Source organism: Aeromonas sp. QDB11 (genome assembly GCF_027705265.1).
In the GTDB taxonomy this organism is placed as follows: Bacteria; Pseudomonadota; Gammaproteobacteria; order Enterobacterales; family Aeromonadaceae; genus Aeromonas; species Aeromonas allosaccharophila.
The window spans coordinates 1-16,723 of the sequence record NZ_JAPDBM010000063.1; the positions used below are offsets into that span (position 1 = coordinate 1).

At 59.8% G+C, this 16,723-nt stretch carries 14 protein-coding genes; 6 read left to right on the forward strand and 8 right to left on the reverse strand.

The features are described 5' to 3' along the window. Window positions 1–48: 48 nt before the first annotated feature. A complete protein-coding gene (locus OKC40_RS17870) occupies window positions 49–561 on the reverse strand; it encodes a hypothetical protein (protein WP_270796336.1) in 513 nt (170 codons plus the stop codon). A 600-nt stretch (window positions 562–1,161) separates the two neighbouring features. On the opposite strand from OKC40_RS17870, the gene OKC40_RS17875 reads away from it, so the two are divergent. From OKC40_RS17875 to fdhD, 5 genes are all read left to right on the forward strand, one after another. Continuing rightward, window positions 1,162–1,761: a 4Fe-4S dicluster domain-containing protein gene (locus tag OKC40_RS17875; protein ID WP_005351580.1), complete on the forward strand. Its 600-nt coding sequence runs from the start codon at window positions 1,162–1,164 to the stop codon at window positions 1,759–1,761. 46 nt (window positions 1,762–1,807) lie between these two features. Then, window positions 1,808–3,952: a formate dehydrogenase subunit alpha gene (fdhF, locus tag OKC40_RS17880; RefSeq protein ID WP_270796339.1), complete on the forward strand. Its 2,145-nt coding sequence runs from the start codon at window positions 1,808–1,810 to the stop codon at window positions 3,950–3,952. Window positions 3,953–4,205: 253 nt separating this feature from the next. Beyond that, complete coding sequence (locus tag OKC40_RS17885; protein WP_236396111.1) at window positions 4,206–4,448, forward strand: hypothetical protein; 243 nt, start codon at window positions 4,206–4,208, stop codon at window positions 4,446–4,448. Between the two features lie 428 nt (window positions 4,449–4,876). Continuing rightward, window positions 4,877–7,009 (forward strand): sigma 54-interacting transcriptional regulator, encoded by a 2,133-nt coding sequence (locus OKC40_RS17890; RefSeq protein ID WP_270796346.1) that lies wholly within the window; start codon window positions 4,877–4,879, stop codon window positions 7,007–7,009. Next, window positions 7,006–7,866, forward strand: coding sequence for a formate dehydrogenase accessory sulfurtransferase FdhD (fdhD, locus tag OKC40_RS17895; RefSeq protein ID WP_270796349.1), 861 nt, complete (start codon window positions 7,006–7,008; stop codon window positions 7,864–7,866). Before OKC40_RS17890 ends, fdhD begins: the two co-directional genes overlap by 4 nt. Before the next feature lie 101 nt (window positions 7,867–7,967). Here the strand turns inward: fdhD and asd are convergent, their stop codons facing one another. From asd to OKC40_RS17915, 4 genes are all read right to left on the reverse strand, one after another. After that, window positions 7,968–9,080 carry an aspartate-semialdehyde dehydrogenase gene (asd, locus tag OKC40_RS17900; protein WP_252411999.1) on the reverse strand — a complete coding sequence of 371 codons (1,113 nt, stop codon included), beginning with the start codon at window positions 9,078–9,080 and terminating at the stop codon, window positions 7,968–7,970. A 361-nt stretch (window positions 9,081–9,441) separates the two neighbouring features. Further along, on the reverse strand, window positions 9,442–10,749 hold the full coding sequence (locus OKC40_RS17905) for a D-amino acid dehydrogenase (RefSeq protein WP_333563273.1): 1,308 nt from the start codon (window positions 10,747–10,749) through the stop codon (window positions 9,442–9,444). A 142-nt stretch (window positions 10,750–10,891) separates the two neighbouring features. Then, window positions 10,892–12,412, reverse strand: a complete 1,521-nt coding sequence (locus OKC40_RS17910; RefSeq protein WP_270796356.1) for a cryptochrome/photolyase family protein — start codon at window positions 12,410–12,412, stop codon at window positions 10,892–10,894. Next, window positions 12,412–12,576, reverse strand: a complete 165-nt coding sequence (locus tag OKC40_RS17915; RefSeq protein ID WP_270694278.1) for a DUF2256 domain-containing protein — start codon at window positions 12,574–12,576, stop codon at window positions 12,412–12,414. Before OKC40_RS17915 ends, OKC40_RS17910 begins: the two co-directional genes overlap by 1 nt. Before the next feature lie 471 nt (window positions 12,577–13,047). On the opposite strand from OKC40_RS17915, the gene OKC40_RS17920 reads away from it, so the two are divergent. Next, window positions 13,048–14,433 (forward strand): tryptophanase, encoded by a 1,386-nt coding sequence (locus OKC40_RS17920; RefSeq protein ID WP_270694276.1) that lies wholly within the window; start codon window positions 13,048–13,050, stop codon window positions 14,431–14,433. Window positions 14,434–14,567: 134 nt separating this feature from the next. On the opposite strand, the gene cdd is transcribed toward OKC40_RS17920, so the two are convergent. From cdd to OKC40_RS17935, 3 genes are all read right to left on the reverse strand, one after another. Continuing rightward, window positions 14,568–15,452, reverse strand: a complete 885-nt coding sequence (gene cdd, locus OKC40_RS17925; protein ID WP_182937569.1) for a cytidine deaminase — start codon at window positions 15,450–15,452, stop codon at window positions 14,568–14,570. A gap of 197 nt (window positions 15,453–15,649) precedes the next feature. Then, on the reverse strand, window positions 15,650–16,336 hold the full coding sequence (locus tag OKC40_RS17930; protein WP_123172994.1) for an LrgB family protein: 687 nt from the start codon (window positions 16,334–16,336) through the stop codon (window positions 15,650–15,652). Next, complete coding sequence (locus OKC40_RS17935) at window positions 16,333–16,689, reverse strand: CidA/LrgA family protein (protein WP_005333279.1); 357 nt, start codon at window positions 16,687–16,689, stop codon at window positions 16,333–16,335. Before OKC40_RS17935 ends, OKC40_RS17930 begins: the two co-directional genes overlap by 4 nt. Between the last annotated feature and the right edge of the window lie 34 nt (window positions 16,690–16,723).

Below are 16,723 nucleotides of genomic sequence, written 5' to 3' on the forward strand. Positions count from 1 at the left end.
TTCGACACTCTTTATCCGCCCCCGGTCTTCACATTTAGATTATTCAGATTAGGCGACAACTATTCTGACACCGGGGGGGGGGGTTGCTATATCACAAATAGCAGCACGAATTTTTGGATTGGTAAGAATTGCACACTGCAGTTCATCTAAAACAACCTTTTCTCCATCAATATCTATTTCATAACCATCACGAGTATCTTTAATAACAATTTCTGTTGTGCTTATGTCCATCTGCTTTAGTATATTTATTGCTGATTGGATAGATTGAATTACTGAGCAAACTATAGATTTCTTATTTATTGATATTTGCGATTCTGATTCACGTGTAAAAAGTTGCAATAGCCACCACAGCGATCCCTCTTTAAATCCACCTTCTAGCAAAGTGTCAACTTTAATTTGGGATTTATATATTTTATTCGCTTCTTTAAATGCTTCTTTGTATATAGTATCTAATCCATTAATGCTAGAGGATACATAGGCTGCTTTCATCTGATGAGATTTTATCCTGTCCCCTTGACCATCATAGCTAATTTTTACGGGCTGGTAGTTAATAAGTTCCATTTTTATCCTGTATTTATTCAGTGCATGTCAAATTAAATAGAAACCTGCTTCTATCAGCGTGGTTACTTTACTAAAAGTTATAGATACATTGGTGAGGTTGAATTTGAGCAGGACTTTGTAATGGCTACCGCCCCTAAGTTCCAGCTCCCAGTCTGCTGCTTTTTACCAATGGTATTGTATTGCTTATCTGCATGGAAACGCCCTCAACGGAGCTGGTTGCCAACTGAAGCATGCTATCCAATCGGGTAGGGGGTAAAAAGGGCAATCGGCGCATAATCTGTCCAAGATCAACAAATTAGTCATTGATTGGTTGTTATTTGTGCGATTGAGCTGAAAGGGTAGTGTGATACACCTTGATCAGCCGGTGTCGAGCTCGTCACTTTTGTCGTGTCGATCACACTTCCCATCCCGTCGTCACCCTCGTCAGTGGTGATAAACAGCACGCTGCCCTTGCTGATTAACCCTTTATTTTCAGTTGCTTGTGATTTTTTATCGCAACCTTGGCCCGTTTTGGTCTGATAAATGCTTTGTGGGGGGCTGGCCGCCTCTTTGCCTGTCGGCGGGCGGCCCGGTGTAACGAACCATTTAGGATCCCTCTCTATGAACAGCTTCGTGATTGCAGATCCCAGTCTCTGTATTGGGTGTCGTACCTGTGAGGTGGCCTGCGCCGTTTCACACCAGTCAGGGTCTTGCAGCGGGACCCTTGAGCGGGAGGGCGGCCTGCATCTTGCCATCGAGGATGGACATCTGGTCTCCAGGGACAGCTACTTTCAGCCGCGCCTGAAGGTGATCGTGGGCAGCAAGGTGACCACGCCGGTGCTTTGCCGCCAGTGTGAAGACAAGCCGTGCGCCATGGCCTGCCCGAACAATGCCATCGTCAGCGAGGATGGTTGCGTCAAGGTGTTGCAGGAGCGCTGCATCGGCTGCAAGTCCTGCGTAGTGGCCTGTCCTTACGGCGCCATGGCGGTGGTGCTCAAAGAGGTGCCCCCGGCTGCAGATTCGCTCTTCAAGCGTCCACAGACTAAGGCGCAGGCGCTCAAGTGCGATCTCTGCCGTCACCGCGAGGCGGGCCCGGCCTGTGTCGAGGTGTGTCCGACCCAGGCGCTGCGGCTGGTCACGCCGGAGCATCTTGAAAACCTGAACCGGCAGAAGCAGCTGGCCAGTGCCGAGGCACTGCTGGCGATGCCGGCGCGGGTGTGAGCGGGCTTGCCGAGCCGTTTTTCGTTAACAAACAAGAGTGTGAGTCATGAAAAAAGTCATTACCGTGTGCCCCTATTGCGGCACCGGTTGCAAAATCAACCTGCTGGTTGAAAACGACAAGGTGGTGGGGGCCGAAGGCGCCAACGGCCGGACCAACGAGGGGCAGCTCTGCCTCAAGGGCTATTACGGTTGGGATTTTTTGAACGACACCAACCTGCTGACCCCCCGTCTCAAGAGCCCGATGATCCGCCGCGAGCGCGGTGGCAAGTTCGAGGCCGTCTCTTGGGATGAGGCCATCGAGTTTGCCAGCAGCCGTCTGGCTGCCATCAAGGCGAAATATGGCCCGGACGCCATCATGACCACCGGCTCTGCCCGTGGCCCGGGTAATGAAGCCAACTATGTGATGCAGAAATTTGCCCGTGCGGTGATTGGGACGAACAACGTCGACCACTGCGCGAGGGTGTGACACGCACCCTCAGTCTCCGGTCTGGAGACAACTGTAGGCAACGGCGCCATGAGCAACGCCATTCCCGAAATTCAAGAGACCAAGTGCCTGCTGGTGTTTGGTTACAACGCTGCTGACTCTCACCCCATCGTCGCCCGCCATATCCTCAAGGCGAAGGCAAACGGGGCCAAGGTAATTGTGTGTGATCCCCGCATGGTGGAGACCGCCCGCATCGCCGATCAGTGGCTGCCGCTCAAAAACGGTTCCAACATGGCGCTGGTTAACGCCTTCGCCAACGTGTTGATTAACGAAGGGCTCTACAACAAGGCCTTTGTCGCCAACTACACCGAAGGGTTCGAGACCTTCAAGGCGACGGTGGCCAAGTACACCCCGGAATATGTGGAGGGGATCACTGGCCTGAAAGCCGCCGATATCCGCGCCGCCATTCGCACCTACGCCGAGTCGCCTGCTTCCATGATCCTGTGGGGCATGGGGGTGACCCAGTACGGTCAGGCGGTGGACGTGGTCAAGGGGCTGGCGGGTCTGGCGCTGCTGACCGGCAACTTCGGTCGCCGCGGCACCGGTTGCGGGCCGGTACGTGGTCAGAACAACGTGCAGGGCACCTGTGACATGGGGATGCTGCCGCACCAGTTCCCGGGTTATCAGTCGGTGGCCGATCCTGCCATCAGCGCCAAGTTCGCCAAGGCGTGGGGCGTGGAGTCACTCTCCCAAAAGCCCGGCTATCGCCTGACCGAGCTTGGCCACAAGGTGGAGGAGGGCAAGTGCAAGGCCTTCTATATCTTCGGTGAAGATCCGGCCCAGACCGAGGCTGATTTGGGTCAGTTCCGCCGTACTCTGGCGGGGATGGAGCTGGTGATCGTGCAGGATATCTTCATGACCCAGACTGCCGAGATGGCCGACGTCATTCTGCCCGCCACCAGCTGGGGCGAGCACGAAGGGGTCTACAGCTCGGCAGATCGCGGCTTCCAGCGCTTCTACAAGGCGGTGACGCCCCCCGAGAACGTGAAACCGGACTGGGCCATCTTCTCCTTGATGGCGACCGCTATGGGTTATCCCATGGAGTACCGCAACACCGAACAGATCTGGGACGAGATGCGTGCGCTCTGCCCGCTCTATGCCGGGGTCAGCTACGACAAGATGGCCGATCTCAAGAGTGTGCAGTGGCCTTGCCCGACCGAGGATCACCCGGGCACCAGCACTCTGTTCGAGGGTAACGTGTTCACCACCCCGAGCGGCAAGGGTCAGCTGATTGCCTCCGAGTGGCGGCCGCCGCTGGAGCAGCCCTGTGCCGAGTACCCGCTGGTGCTCTCCACCGTGCGCGAGGTAGGTCACTACTCCTGCCGCTCCATGACCGGCAACTGCTCGGCGCTGCAGACCCTGGCCGATGAGCCGGGCTATGTGCAGATCCACCCGAGCGATGCCAAGAAGCTTGGGGTGAAGGATCAGGCGCTGGTCTGGATCTCGTCGCGCCGTGGCAAGGTGATCACCCGGGCCAACTACAACGACCGGGTCAACGCCGGGGTGGTCTACATGACCTACCAGTGGTGGATCGGGGCCTGCAACGAGCTCACCATCGAGCACGTCGATCCCGTCTCCCACACGCCGGAGTACAAGTACTGCGCGGTGAAGATCGAGCGCATCGACAATCAGCCTGAGGCGGAAGTGTACGTCCAGACTGAATACAGCGCGCTCAAGGCGAAATTGCGCAGCGCAGCCAAAGGCTGACCCGCCCTAAAAAAGGACGTTCTGCACAAATAAGGGAACCCGACTCGGATTTATCGAGTCGGGCACCCTTTTATTACCCAAAAACAGGGGGTAAATGATGCAACATGAAATTGGTCGCTTATTCGGACTTTTCTATATTGGCACCTATCTGGCGGCGATATTGCTGGGAATAGGTTGCTATATTTGGCGCGACGAGATGATATTTCTGCTCGGCTTCGGTTTTTTCGGCTGTTTTATGGCGGCAAGGCTTGCCATGAGCAGCGTATTTTCTGCCTTGAGTATTTCCAGTGCCTGGCTGATCGGGTTTATCTCCACCACCTTGATCAACTGCCTGCTGCTGGGGGTGATCACCCTGCTGGTCTACCTCACGCATCAGAGCGTCACCGCCGAGCTTGCCGACAACGCCAGCTGGCTGCTGATGGCCTTCCAGAGCTTGTCGGCCCTCTTTATCTTCGGTGGCCTGAAGTGCTGCCACAGCCGGATCATCACCTCATAAACTGCCGATGGATGGGCAGCAAACGCCATCTCGAAACTCGCAGCCAGCGAAGCAGCCAGCGAAGAGGAGAGGCAGATCTGACAGTTGACGGCGGCCCACTTTTCGGGCGCCTTAATTGAGATCAAGAACTGATGAAATAACCGGTTAAATATGGCCATCAGATATATTAAATCGGATTGTAATGAAATTTGAGCTCATCTATGATGAGTCGCCATTCCAATATATCCCCCGATAACGATGTTACTTTTTGTTGTCGTTCGTTAATAACAACTCTGGAATTGCAACATGCGACAATTTTCGTCACCGCTTTTCTTATTGGCAGCCGCTTTTACGGGCTGCGGCTATTTATTTTGGTGACGGGTGCTTGTCGTGATGCGATGGCATGGACAGCCTGACTGGTGACTAAATCGATATAACGTGAGGCCGCAATGCTAAATGTGAGTGCCATCCCCCTGGACGAGATCTCTCCCATCTGGGACGACGGTTTCCTCCTGCTCTCCAAATCCCTCCTGTCGGCCGTGACGCTCGATGATTTTATCCACAAACTCAACAAGATAGATGCCAGCTTCGGCGGCGTGACCCGGGTCAACCTGATCCTCAACATGGGTGCGGACGAGGAGGCCATCTTCTACTTCATGGGACATTCCGGCCCAAAGCATCTGGTCTGCCGCAAGGCAGAGCTGCACCTCTCCCCCCGTCCTGCCAAAGAGACCCCGGAACAGGCCATCATTCTCGCTGCCGCCCGCTTTGAGAATCGCTGCCCAGCGCTGGATCGCGAAGGGGTCTACGGGGGGCTGCGCTCCTACTGTCAGCTCCCCATCACCACCGCCCGCAGCCATCTGGGTGGGGTCGAGTTTATCAATACCCAGCTCGACAGTTTCACCATGGAGACACTCGCCAAACTGACCCAGCTGGCGGCCATTATCGCCATTGCGCTGGAGAACGTGCTCGACAAGGAGCGCACCCTGGAGCAGGCCAACTCCCTGCGCCTTGAGCGCGACAGCTGCAAAATTCTGGTGGATGTAACCAATGCGGTGATCAAACTGGTGCGCATCGCCGAGCTGCCCAAGAGCCTGTTTGCCATCCTGCACCACCACTTTGGCATCAGCAGCTTGTGTCTGGCGGAGTACAACGCCACCTCCGACAGCTTCAAGAGCTATCTGGTCAATCAGCACCAGAGCGATCAGCCGGGCATCATCGATCACTCCTGTTTTGAAAAGAAGTGTCTGCAGGGGGCCCTTGGCCATAGCGAGCCGTTTTTTGTCTATCGCGAGCACGGTCACGGCTGCAGCAATCGCTGCCGCTTTACCTCCCAGATCCTGCCGCCCGAGGCCGACAGCTCCTGCATTTTGCCGCTGCGCTATCGGGGCAACCTGCTGGGGGTGTTGATCCTCTCCCATCCCAACGCTGACTTCTTTGCCGATATCGATATCTCCTTGCTGGAGCAGGTGGCGGCACGCACGGCCATTGCCATGAACAACGTGCAGGCCCAGCAGGAGATCTCCAACACCACGGGGGCCCGCGAGAAGACCATTCGCATCAACGAGCCGCAGATGCAGGGGGAGTTTCCCCACATCATCTACCAGAGTGCGGTGATGGAGAGCGTGCTGGAGAAGGTGCGGCTGGTGGCCGAGAGCGACAGTACCGTGCTGATCCTCGGCGAGACCGGCACCGGCAAGGAGCTGATCGCCCAGGCGATTCACGCCCTGAGTGCCCGCCACGACCACGAGATGGTGAAGGTGAACTGCGCCGCCATTCCGACCGGCCTTATCGAGAGCGATCTCTTTGGCCACGAGAAGGGGGCCTTTACCGGTGCCCTGACCCAGCGGATCGGCCGTTTCGAGCGGGCCCACAAGGGCACCCTGTTCCTCGACGAAGTGGGGGATATGCCGCTGGACTTGCAGCCCAAACTGTTGCGGGTATTGCAGGAGCACGAGCTGGAGCGGGTGGGCAACAGCAACCCAATAGCGGTGGATGTGCGGCTGGTGGCCGCCACCAACTGCGATCTGCTCTCCATGGTCAAGAACAAGCGTTTCAGAAGCGATCTCTACTACCGCCTCAATGTCTTTCCCATCGAGCTGCCGCCGCTGCGCGAGCGCCGCGAGGACATTCCACTCTTGGTCAACTTCTTTATCAAGAAGATCGCCAAGCGGATGCGCCGCACCATCACCTCGATCCCCGCCGATGCCATGAAGATGCTGGTGTCGCTGCCCTGGTACGGCAATATCCGCGAGCTGGAGAACGTCATCGAGCGCGCCGTGGTGATGACCCGCGGCCATGTGCTCAACCTCTCGCCCGATGAGCTGATGCCCCTCAAGGGCTACCACAAGATTGAGACCCTGGTTTATGACGAACCCGCCACGCCGCTCTTTGCCGAGGAGGGGCCGACCGATGAGCGCGAGGCGATCATCGCGGCCCTGCGCGACTGCAACGGCATCGTGGCTGGCGAGCGTGGGGCGGCCAACCGCCTCGGCATGAAGCGCACCACCTTGCTTTCGAAAATGAAGCGGCTCGGCATTTCTGCCAGAGATCCCGAGATCATCGATGGGGTTGCCCCATGAGAGAGCTACTTGAGCTTGAGGCGCGGGGCGAGCTGAGCGAGCAGAGCGAACAGAACGAGCTGGCACGCTGCGCTATCCACCGCGAGGTGGTGCACTACCGCGCCGATACCTTGACCTGCGACAGCGAGATGGCGCTCCCCTCCGAGACGCCGGTGGCGCTGGTCTACAACGGCATCGCCCACAGCGTGATGATGTGCTCGGCCTCCGACCTGGAGGATTTCGCCATCGGCTTCTCGCTATCCGAGGGGATCATCGACAGCCTGCTCGATATCCACGACATCGAGCAGATTGACGGCTGTCAGGGGATCGAGCTGCATATCACTCTGGCCAACCGCTGCGTTCATCGTCTCAAAGAGAAGCGGCGCACCATGGCGGGGCGCACCGGTTGCGGCATCTGCGGCAGCGAGAGTCTGGAGCAGGTGATCCGCACCCAGCCAAGGCTGCCTGACAGCCAGCGTCTGGCTGTGGGCCATATTGACAAGGTATTGACCGCGCTGCGCCCGCTCCAGCTGCTGGGCCAGCGCACCGGCGCCACCCATGCGGCGGTGCATCTGGATGGTGAGGGCAATATTCTCGCCATCCGCGAGGATGTGGGGCGCCATATTGCGCTGGACAAGCTGGTGGGCCATCTGTGCCGCACGGGTCGCCGTGACGGTGCCATTCTGGTGACCAGCCGCGCCAGCTTCGAAATGGTGCAAAAGTGCGCCAGCGCCGGGGTGGAGATCTTGCTCGCCATCTCCGCCGCCACCGAGCTTGCGGTCGAGCGGGCCGAGCAAACCGGCCTGACGCTGGTGGGCTTTTGCCGCCCCGGGCGGGCCGAGATCTACAGCGGCTGCCAGCGAATCCTGCTCAAGTAATGGCAAGGCCGCAAACCCGCTAAACGGGTCACGAAAACAGGCAATGAAAAAGGGCGGGGAGTGTGACTCCCCGCCCTTTTTATATCTGCTTCTGTAGCGGATTAGCGCGCCAGCAGGATACGCAGCATGCGGCGCAGCGGCTCGGCGGCGCCCCACAGCAGCTGGTCACCCACGGTAAAGGCGGCCAGATACTCAGGGCCCATATTGAGTTTACGCAGACGGCCCACCGGAATGCTGAGGGTGCCGGTAACGGCAGCCGGAGTAAGCTCGCGGGCTGTGATATCGCGATCATTGGGGATCACTTTCACCCAGTCGTTGTGGGCAGCCAGCAGGGCTTCGATCTCCGCCAGCGGCACATCCTTTTTCAGCTTAATGGTAAAGGCTTGGCTGTGGCAGCGCAGGGCGCCGATCCGCACGCAGAGACCATCCACCGGAATGACAGCATTCTCGATACCCAAAATCTTGTTGGTCTCGGCCTGACCCTTCCACTCTTCGCGGCTCTGGCCGTTGTCGAGCTTGGTGTCAATCCAGGGGATAAGGCCACCGGCCAGCGGCACGCCGAAGTTGTCCACCGGCAGGGTGCCAGAGCGGGTCTTCTCGGTGATCTTGCGCTCGATATCGAGAATGGCGGAGGCGGGGTCTGCCAGCTCGACCGCCACTTCGTCACGCAGCATCCCCATCTGGGTAACCAGCTCGCGCATATGGCGGGCACCGCCACCGGAGGCGGCCTGATAGGTCGCCACGCTCACCCACTCCACTAGACCGGCCTTGAACAGGCCGCCGAGGGCCAGCAGCATCAGGCTGACGGTGCAGTTGCCGCCGACGAAGGTCTTGATGCCATCGTTCAGGGCCTGCTCGATGACGTCGCCGTTGACCGGATCCAGAATGATGACGGCGTCTTTCTCCATCCGCAGGGAGGAGGCGGCGTCAATCCAGTAACCCTGCCAGCCAGCGGCTTTCAGGCGCGGATAGACATCCTTGGTGTAGTCGCCGCCTTGCGCGGTGATGATGATATCCTGCTTGGCCAGCGCCTCGATATCGAAGGCGTCCTGCAGAGTACCGGCATCGACGCCGAAGTTGGGAGCGGCCTCACCGGCCTGGGAGGTGGTGAAGAATGTGGGTTGAATATGGGCGAAATCCTGCTCTTCCTGCATCCGGCTCATCAGAACCGATCCCACCATGCCACGCCAACCGACCAAACCTACTTTTTTCATAATGTCCTACCCTGGATTGCTGCTAAAGAAACTCGCGGTGACACCCGTAACCTCTTGTCTGGCGACGCCTGTTTACAAGCGGTTTACAGGCCATTTAAAAAATATGCGCTGCGAAAAATGCGTCTATCCACATTACGGATTGTGGCGGCTTGCGCAAGTCGAATTGCGCAATATTCTGTGCCGTTTGCTGCATTAACCGGCAGCCAGACTACCGCTCAGGCAGACGGGGAGGGAGAAGGTCAATATCAGACGAAAAGGCCACCGTTTTTGGCGGTGGCCTGTCAATAAAGCGGTTGAGGACGTCCTCTGCTGTTGTCTGAGGGCGTAGTTGACGAGTGAAACAGCCCGACAGCTAGGGTGCTTAACCGTAACGGGCCAGAGTGAGCCCCTCATCGCTGATGGCGGGCTCGCTGCCGCTGATAAGATCGCACAGAAGCTGACCCGAGCCGGCCGCCATGGTCCAGCCCAGGGTGCCGTGGCCGGTATTGAGCCAGAGACCGGGAATGGGGCTCGGCCCCACCAGCGGGGTGCCGTCCGGCGTCATGGGGCGCAGGCCGGTCCAGAACTCGGCCTTGCTGATATCGCCCCCCTCGGGAAAGAGATCGCCGACCACCATTGCCAGAGTGTCGTGGCGTCTCGGATTCAAGGCGAGGTTGTAGCCCGACAGCTCCGCCATGCCGCCGACCCGGATCCGCTCGTCAAAGCGGGTGATGGCCACCTTGTAGGTCTCATCGAGCACGGTACTGCGCGGCGCGGCCTCGGCGTTGAGCATCGGCAGGGTGAGGGAGTAGCCCTTGACCGGATAGACCGGCAGCTCTAGTCCGAGCGGGCGCAGCAGCGGCCGCAAAAAACCGGTGGCATAACTGCCAAGTGCACAGACGATGGCATCGGCGCGATAGCGCTGCTCGCTCGCCCGCACCGCCACGGCGCGGCCGCGGGCTTGCTCAATCTCGTCGATGTCGCAGTTGAAGACGAACTTGACCCCGAGCTTCTCGGCTTCAAGGGCAAGGGCCTTGGTGAAGCGGAAGCAGTCGCCGGTCTCGTCGCCGGGCAGACGCAAGCCGCCGACGATTTTGCCACGCACCCGCGCCAGCGCAGGCTCTGCCGCCTCGCAGCCGCTGGCATTGAGCGACTGGTAAGGGACGCCATACTCCTCCAGCACCTCGATATCGCGCTGACTGGCATCGAGCTGGGATTGGCTGCGAAACAGCTGCAGGGTGCCGAGTTGGCGCCCTTCGTAATCGATGTTCAGCTCGTCGCGCAGCCGCTTCATGCAGTCGCGGCTGTATTCGGCCAGACGCACCATGCGCCCCTTGTTGGTGGCATAGGCGGTAGGGGTGCAGTTGGCGAGCATTCTGAGCATCCAGCGTAGCTGGAAGGGGTCGGCAGTGGGGCGCACGGTGAAGGGGGCATGCTTTTGCAGCATCCACTTGGCGGCCTTGAGGGGAATGCCGGGGGCCGCCCAGGGGGCCGCATAGCCGGGGGATATCTGCCCGGCGTTGGCATGGCTGGTTTCAAGGGCGACGCCACCTTGTCGCTCCAGCAGGGTCACCTTGTGACCCGCTTTGGCCAGATACCAGGCGCTGGTTACCCCAATTACGCCGCCACCGAGAACCACTATCTCCATATCGTCTTTCCTTGACTGATCTCCTGATGTGGCCACCACCATAATCAGCCGCCACAGGATATTCAACCGCTCTGCGCAGGATTGGGATCTCCGTCTGCTTGCCTGTCACAAGCTGGTGTTTGGTGCGATGGTGAGCCTGATTGCCAGCGTAAAGCGCTGTGATGTTGTGAGAGACATGGCCCGCTTACAACTGCTCCAGCGTGATCAGGTAGTGTTCTGCCGTGGCCAAAATGGTCTGCTGCTGTTCGGCGGCTTGGCCATCCCAGTTGGCATAGGGGAGGGCGAGGCGGGGATTGCCGCCCAGTTTGTCCCGATTGCGCCAGAGAAAGTGCCAGTAGAGGCTGTTGAAGGGGCAACTTCCGTCGCCGTGGCGGGCTTTGACCTGATAGTGGCACCCCTTGCAGTAGTGGCCCATCCGCTCGAGATAAGCGCCGCTGCTGGCGTAGGGCTTGCTGCCCATCAGGCCGCCGTCGGCAAACTGGCTCATGCCGCGGGTGTTGGGCAGCTCCACCCACTCGATGGCATCCACATAGATGCCGAGATACCAGGCATCCACCTCGTCAGGATCGATCCCCGCCAGCAGGGTAAAGTTGCCGGTCACCATCAGCCGCTGGATATGGTGGGCGTAACCGTGCTCAAGTGATTGATTTATGGCGTGGCGCACGCAGGCCATCCTGGTTTCTCCATTCCAGAAAAAGCCGGGCAGCGGCCGGTCGGCCTCGAGAAAATTGGTCTGCTTGTAGTCGGGCATCTTTTCCCAGTAAAGGGCGCGGACAAACTCGCGCCAGCCGAGGATCTGGCGAATAAAGCCCTCCACCTGTGCCAGGGTGATGGTGGCCTGATTGGCCTGCCAGTGGGATTCGGCGGCGCGGATCACCTCAAGCGGATGAAGCATCTTGCTGTTGAGGGAAAACGACAAGCGGCTGTGAAACAGGCTCCAGCCCCGCTCGCTCAGGGCATCCTGATAGCGGCCAAAGTGCGGCAGGCAGTGTGCCAGAAAATGGGCCAGTAGCTCGCGGCTCAGGCGCCTTGTGATGGGCCATGGTAGGGCGCTGGCATCCGCCTCGCCGATGGTGCTGACCCCGTGGCGGGTCAGCATGGCGTCAATCTCGCTCACCTCGTTGGCAAAGGTGAGGGGCGTCGGGATCGGCTGGCTCGCCGGCAGTTTGGCGCGATTCTCGTCATCAAAATTCCAGCGCCCGCCAAGGGGTTGGCCGCGCTCATCGAGCAGCACCCTGTATTGCTTTCGCAGGGCGCGGTAGAAGAACTCCATCCTGCTGTGGGGATAGCGCTGCCAGCCATCGCGGGGGGTGAGAAAATGTTCGCTCTCCACCTCGGTAGCAGGGATGGCAAGGCCCGCCGCCCAGCTTTTCAACTGGCTGGCGAGGCGCCACTCGTCCGGGCCCTGCCAGGCAAAGCTGTCGGCCTGATGTGCTTCGAGCTGAGCTGCCAGCAAGCCGGGCAAATCGGGCCAGCGGGCGCTCTCATCGAGGGTCAGGTAACAGACGCGGTGGCCCGCTTGGGTGAGTGCCGCTGCGAAGGCGCGCATGGCGGCAAAGAAGGCCAGCACCTTCTGGCGATGGTGGCGGCAGTAGTCGGTCTCCTGGCGAAGCTCTGCCATCAGATAACAGACCGCTGGATCCGGGGTGCGAAACCAGCTGTGAGCGGCGTTCAGCTGATCGCCGAGAATCAGGCGCAGCTCCATCAGACTGGCTCCCCATTATGTTGCTGCCTGCTGTGACGAGCGTGGCGACAGCGCTCGCTGTAGTAGCGAACCGCCTCCCAACTGCGTGCCCACTTGCGCCGCCAGCTGAAGGGGCGCTGGCAGACGGGGCAGATCTTTTCGGGCAGATGGGGTTTGCGATGCATGGGTCTTCCAGCTGTGGGCAACGAGGTAGCGTGAACGGGGTCAATTCAACGGGATAACAGCTTAACGAAGCGGGGCGCCTCGTGGATCATCGAGAATCGCGTCGGGTCGAGTGAGTGCGCACTTTGTGAGCGGGCGCACAGCCCGTCGGTGCGCCCCTTGTTTGCCAATTAACCTACCGCTAACGTGGCGAGGCTGCCCGCTGGCAGCACCCATCAATGGATCTTATTGGCCACCGACTGTTTACAACCGATATGGAGGGGAGTGATGCCAATCATGACAGCTACGCCCCGGGCAGCTTGCCTGCTCGCCCACTGGTATACCCGGGATCCCATTCTCACCTTCGATTTTCCTCACCGCTGATTGGCGGCACCCGCCGTTTGAATTTGTCAGCCGGACGACCCTGATCGCCCCGGCCTCTTTGCCAATCCCTGATTTAAACACGCTGGCCTTACGCCGGTGAGGAGTCTTTTATGCGTCGTATACCCGAGCCGTTTCGTATCAAGATGGTCGAACCCATCAAACAGACCACTGGCGCCGAGCGCCGCGCCGCCCTTGAGGCCGCTGGCTGGAACCCCTTCCTGCTGCTGGCCGAAGATGTCTATATCGATCTGCTGACCGACAGCGGCACCGGTGCCATGTCCGATCGCCAGTGGGCCGGTATCATGATGGGGGATGAGGCCTATGCGGGCAGCCGCAACTTCGTCGAGCTGGAGCGCGCGGTGCGCGAGATCTTTGGCTACCAGCATGTGATGCCCACCCACCAGGGGCGCGGGGCGGAGCAGATCCTCTTCCCCGAGCTGGTCAAACGCTGCAAGGGCAAGGCGCCGGTCTTTATCTCCAACTATCACTTCGACACCACCAAGGCCCATGTGGAGTTGGCTGGCGCGCGGGCCATCAACCTGCTCACCCCGAAAGCCCTCGACACCACGGCTCCTTATGCGTGGAAGGGGGATTTTGATCTCGGTCGCCTGAGCGACACCATCGAAACCCTGGGGGCCGACAACGTGGCCGGTGTCATCATCACGGTGACCTGCAACAGCGCCGGTGGTCAGCCGGTCTCCATGGCGAATATGCAGGCAGTCTCTGAGCTGGCCCGTCGCCACCATATTCCGGTGGTGATCGATGCTGCCCGCTTCGCCGAGAACGCCTGGTTTATCAAGGAGCGGGACCCGGCCTATGCCAAGCACAGCATCAAGGAGATAGTGCGCCAGATGTTTGCGCTGGGGGACATCTTCACCATGTCGGCCAAGAAGGACGGGTTGGTCAATATCGGCGGGTTGTGTTGCTTTAAAGAGGATCTCGACCTGTTCCGCGCGGTGCAGGTGCGCTGCGTGGCGATGGAGGGGTTCGTCACCTACGGTGGCCTCGCCGGACGGGACATGGCTGCGCTTGCCATCGGCCTGCGCGAAGGGATGGATGAGGAGTATCTCACCTACCGCATCAGTCAGGTGGCTTATCTCGGTGAGCGGTTGGCCGAGGCGGGGATCCCCATCCAGACCCCCACCGGCGGCCATGCGGTCTTTGTCGATGCCAAGAAGCTGCTGCCCCATATTCCGGCCGAGCAGTTCCCGGCCCATGCGCTCGCCTGCGAGCTCTATCTGGAAGGGGGCGTGCGCGGGGTGGAGATTGGCTCCCTGCTGCTGGGGCGTGATCCCGTCACCGGCAAGCAGGAGGCGGCGGACTTTGAGCTGTTGCGCCTCACCATTCCACGCCGGGTCTACACCCGGGATCACATGGACTATGTTGCCGACTGCTTGATCGCGGTGAAAGCGCGGGCCAGCGACATTCGCGGGCTCACCTTTGACTACGAGCCACCGCTGCTGCGCCACTTTACCGCGCGGCTGAAACCGGTCTGATCAATAACCGGTTTGACGGGGTGATCAACCGCGCCAAACCGTGAAGAACAAGGGCCGTTCCCGGTTAAATGGCCAAGTAAAAAAGCCCCCGCACCAAGGTGCGGGGGCTTTCGTTTATCGAAGTAAAGCTGGGGTCAGACCGCCTGATATTCCAGCTCGACTGAGCCCAGTGCCTTGAGGGTGGACTGGGCGGAGTCACGCTGGCTGATCTGGCCGTTTTTGTTCTCCAGCAGCACCGCGCGGCGGATGGTGGCGAGATCTTCGCCGTTAAGCACCGCATGGGCGCAGGCCATCTGCATCGGCGGCAGGCTGGGGTTGAAGGCGGCGTTCTCGGCGTAGCGACCCGAGAAGATGCGGCCATCGGCAAACTTCAGTGCTACCGCGGCATAGCCCTGGCTGTAGGGGGCATAGCTTTGACGGGCGGCGGCCAGCGCGGCTTGCCAGAGCGGGTCTTCGCTTTGAAGCTGAAGCTCGGCGTGATCCTGCGGGCTCATCAGCGCATCGGTGATGTCGAGATCCGCCGGGCCAAACGAGTGGGGCAGGAAAGATTGCAGGGCGCTCAAGTCATCCGGCAGTGAGACTTTCAGGATCTTGGCAGTGCTCAGCTCGTTCATAAACTGACGGCAGTGGCCGCAGGGGGTGTAGTTGACGGTGATTTCAGAGATCCCAGTCTCGCCACCCAGCCAGGCGTTGGAGATGGCGGACTGCTCGGCGTGGACCGAGTGGAACAGACCTTGCCCAGCAAACTCCATGTTGGCACCGAAGTACCAGCTGCCACTCAGGCCGCAGGCGATGGCACCGACGTAAAATTTGGAGATGGGCGCCACCGAGCAGGCGGCGGCCAGTGGCAACAGGGCGAGGCGCAGGGCGCGATCGTCAAGACCTGTGGCGGCTTTCAGGGTGGCGACTTGCTCCGGCGTGAAGCGGGCGTTGAAGTCGGCACTATCCAGCATGGGCTGCACGGCTGCTTTGAGCGGGGCAGAGAGGGTATCGAATGGCTTGGCAAAACGGGGATGCATAGTGTGTCCTCAAAGGCCAATTGGGCGGCCATTGTAGGGAGCAAGCTCGGGTAAATGTGTGAGCAGGCTCACGCCCTGACGGGCAAACGGAGGGGGATGGTAATGGAAACGTTTGTCTTGTGCAAATTGTGCGGCAGGTCGCACCCCGAGAGGCCAGCAGGCCCCTCGGAATGGTCAACAGGTGGTCAATGGGGTGATCAGATCAGCCAGTGATAGATGGCAAACAGCAGCGGCGCGACGGCAGCGGTGAGGATCCCGCACACCACCATAGCGAGCGATGCAAAGGCCCCTTGGGTGATCCCCTTCTCGGCGGAAGTAGCTGTGCCGATGGCGTGGGCACAGGCCCCCATGGCGAGCCCTTGCGCTTCCGGATCGGTCACTTTGAACAGTTTGAGCAGCGGGTAGCCGATCAGGGCGCCGACAATCCCCACCACTACAACAACGGCGGCCGCGATGGCGGGAATGCCGCCGATGGACTGGCTGACGCTCATAGCGAGCGGGGTGGTAATCGATTTGGTCGCCAATGAGGCGAGCAGCGCCGGATCTGTGCCCATAAAATGACCGATCAGCAGGGTTGTGCACACCGAGATCAAGACGGAGGCGAGGGTACAGATTAGGATGGGCTTGAGTTTGGCCTGGATCTGGCGCGCCTGCTGATAGAGCGGCAGCGCCAGCGCCACCACGGCGGGCTCCAGCAGCATGGTAATGGGGCTGCTGCCGCGCTCGTACTGCTCAAGGGGCAGGTCGAGCCAGAGGAGCAGGCCGATGATCACCGCGGTCGGCACCAGCACAGGGTTGATGATGGGCCAGGGCAGCCGGCGATAGAGGGCGCGGGTGGCGAAATAGAGCGCCAGGGTCAGAGGGATCGCTAGCCAGAAGATCATTTGTTCATCCTCTGGTAGAGCCGACCGACGGTGGCGAGGATCAGCACGATCCCGAGCACGATGCAGAGCATGATGACGCCGAAGGATTGGCGCAGGGGCTCAAGCCAGGCCACCAGTCCGACTGCAACCGGCACGAACAGCACGCCCATGTGGCGCAGCAGCAGGCCTGCCCCCAGCTCGACCCAGTGCAGCTTGATCAGTTGCAGGGAGAGCAGCACAAACAGCAGCAGCATACCGATGATGCTGCCGGGAAAGGCGAACGGCAGGATGGCTGCCACGGATTTGCCTGCCAGCAGGCAGGCGACGATGACCATAAAGTCACGAAAGTACAGCAAGGCGCGTTGCGCGATCACGTGAACCTCATCGACTGGGAAGAAAAATCGCAGT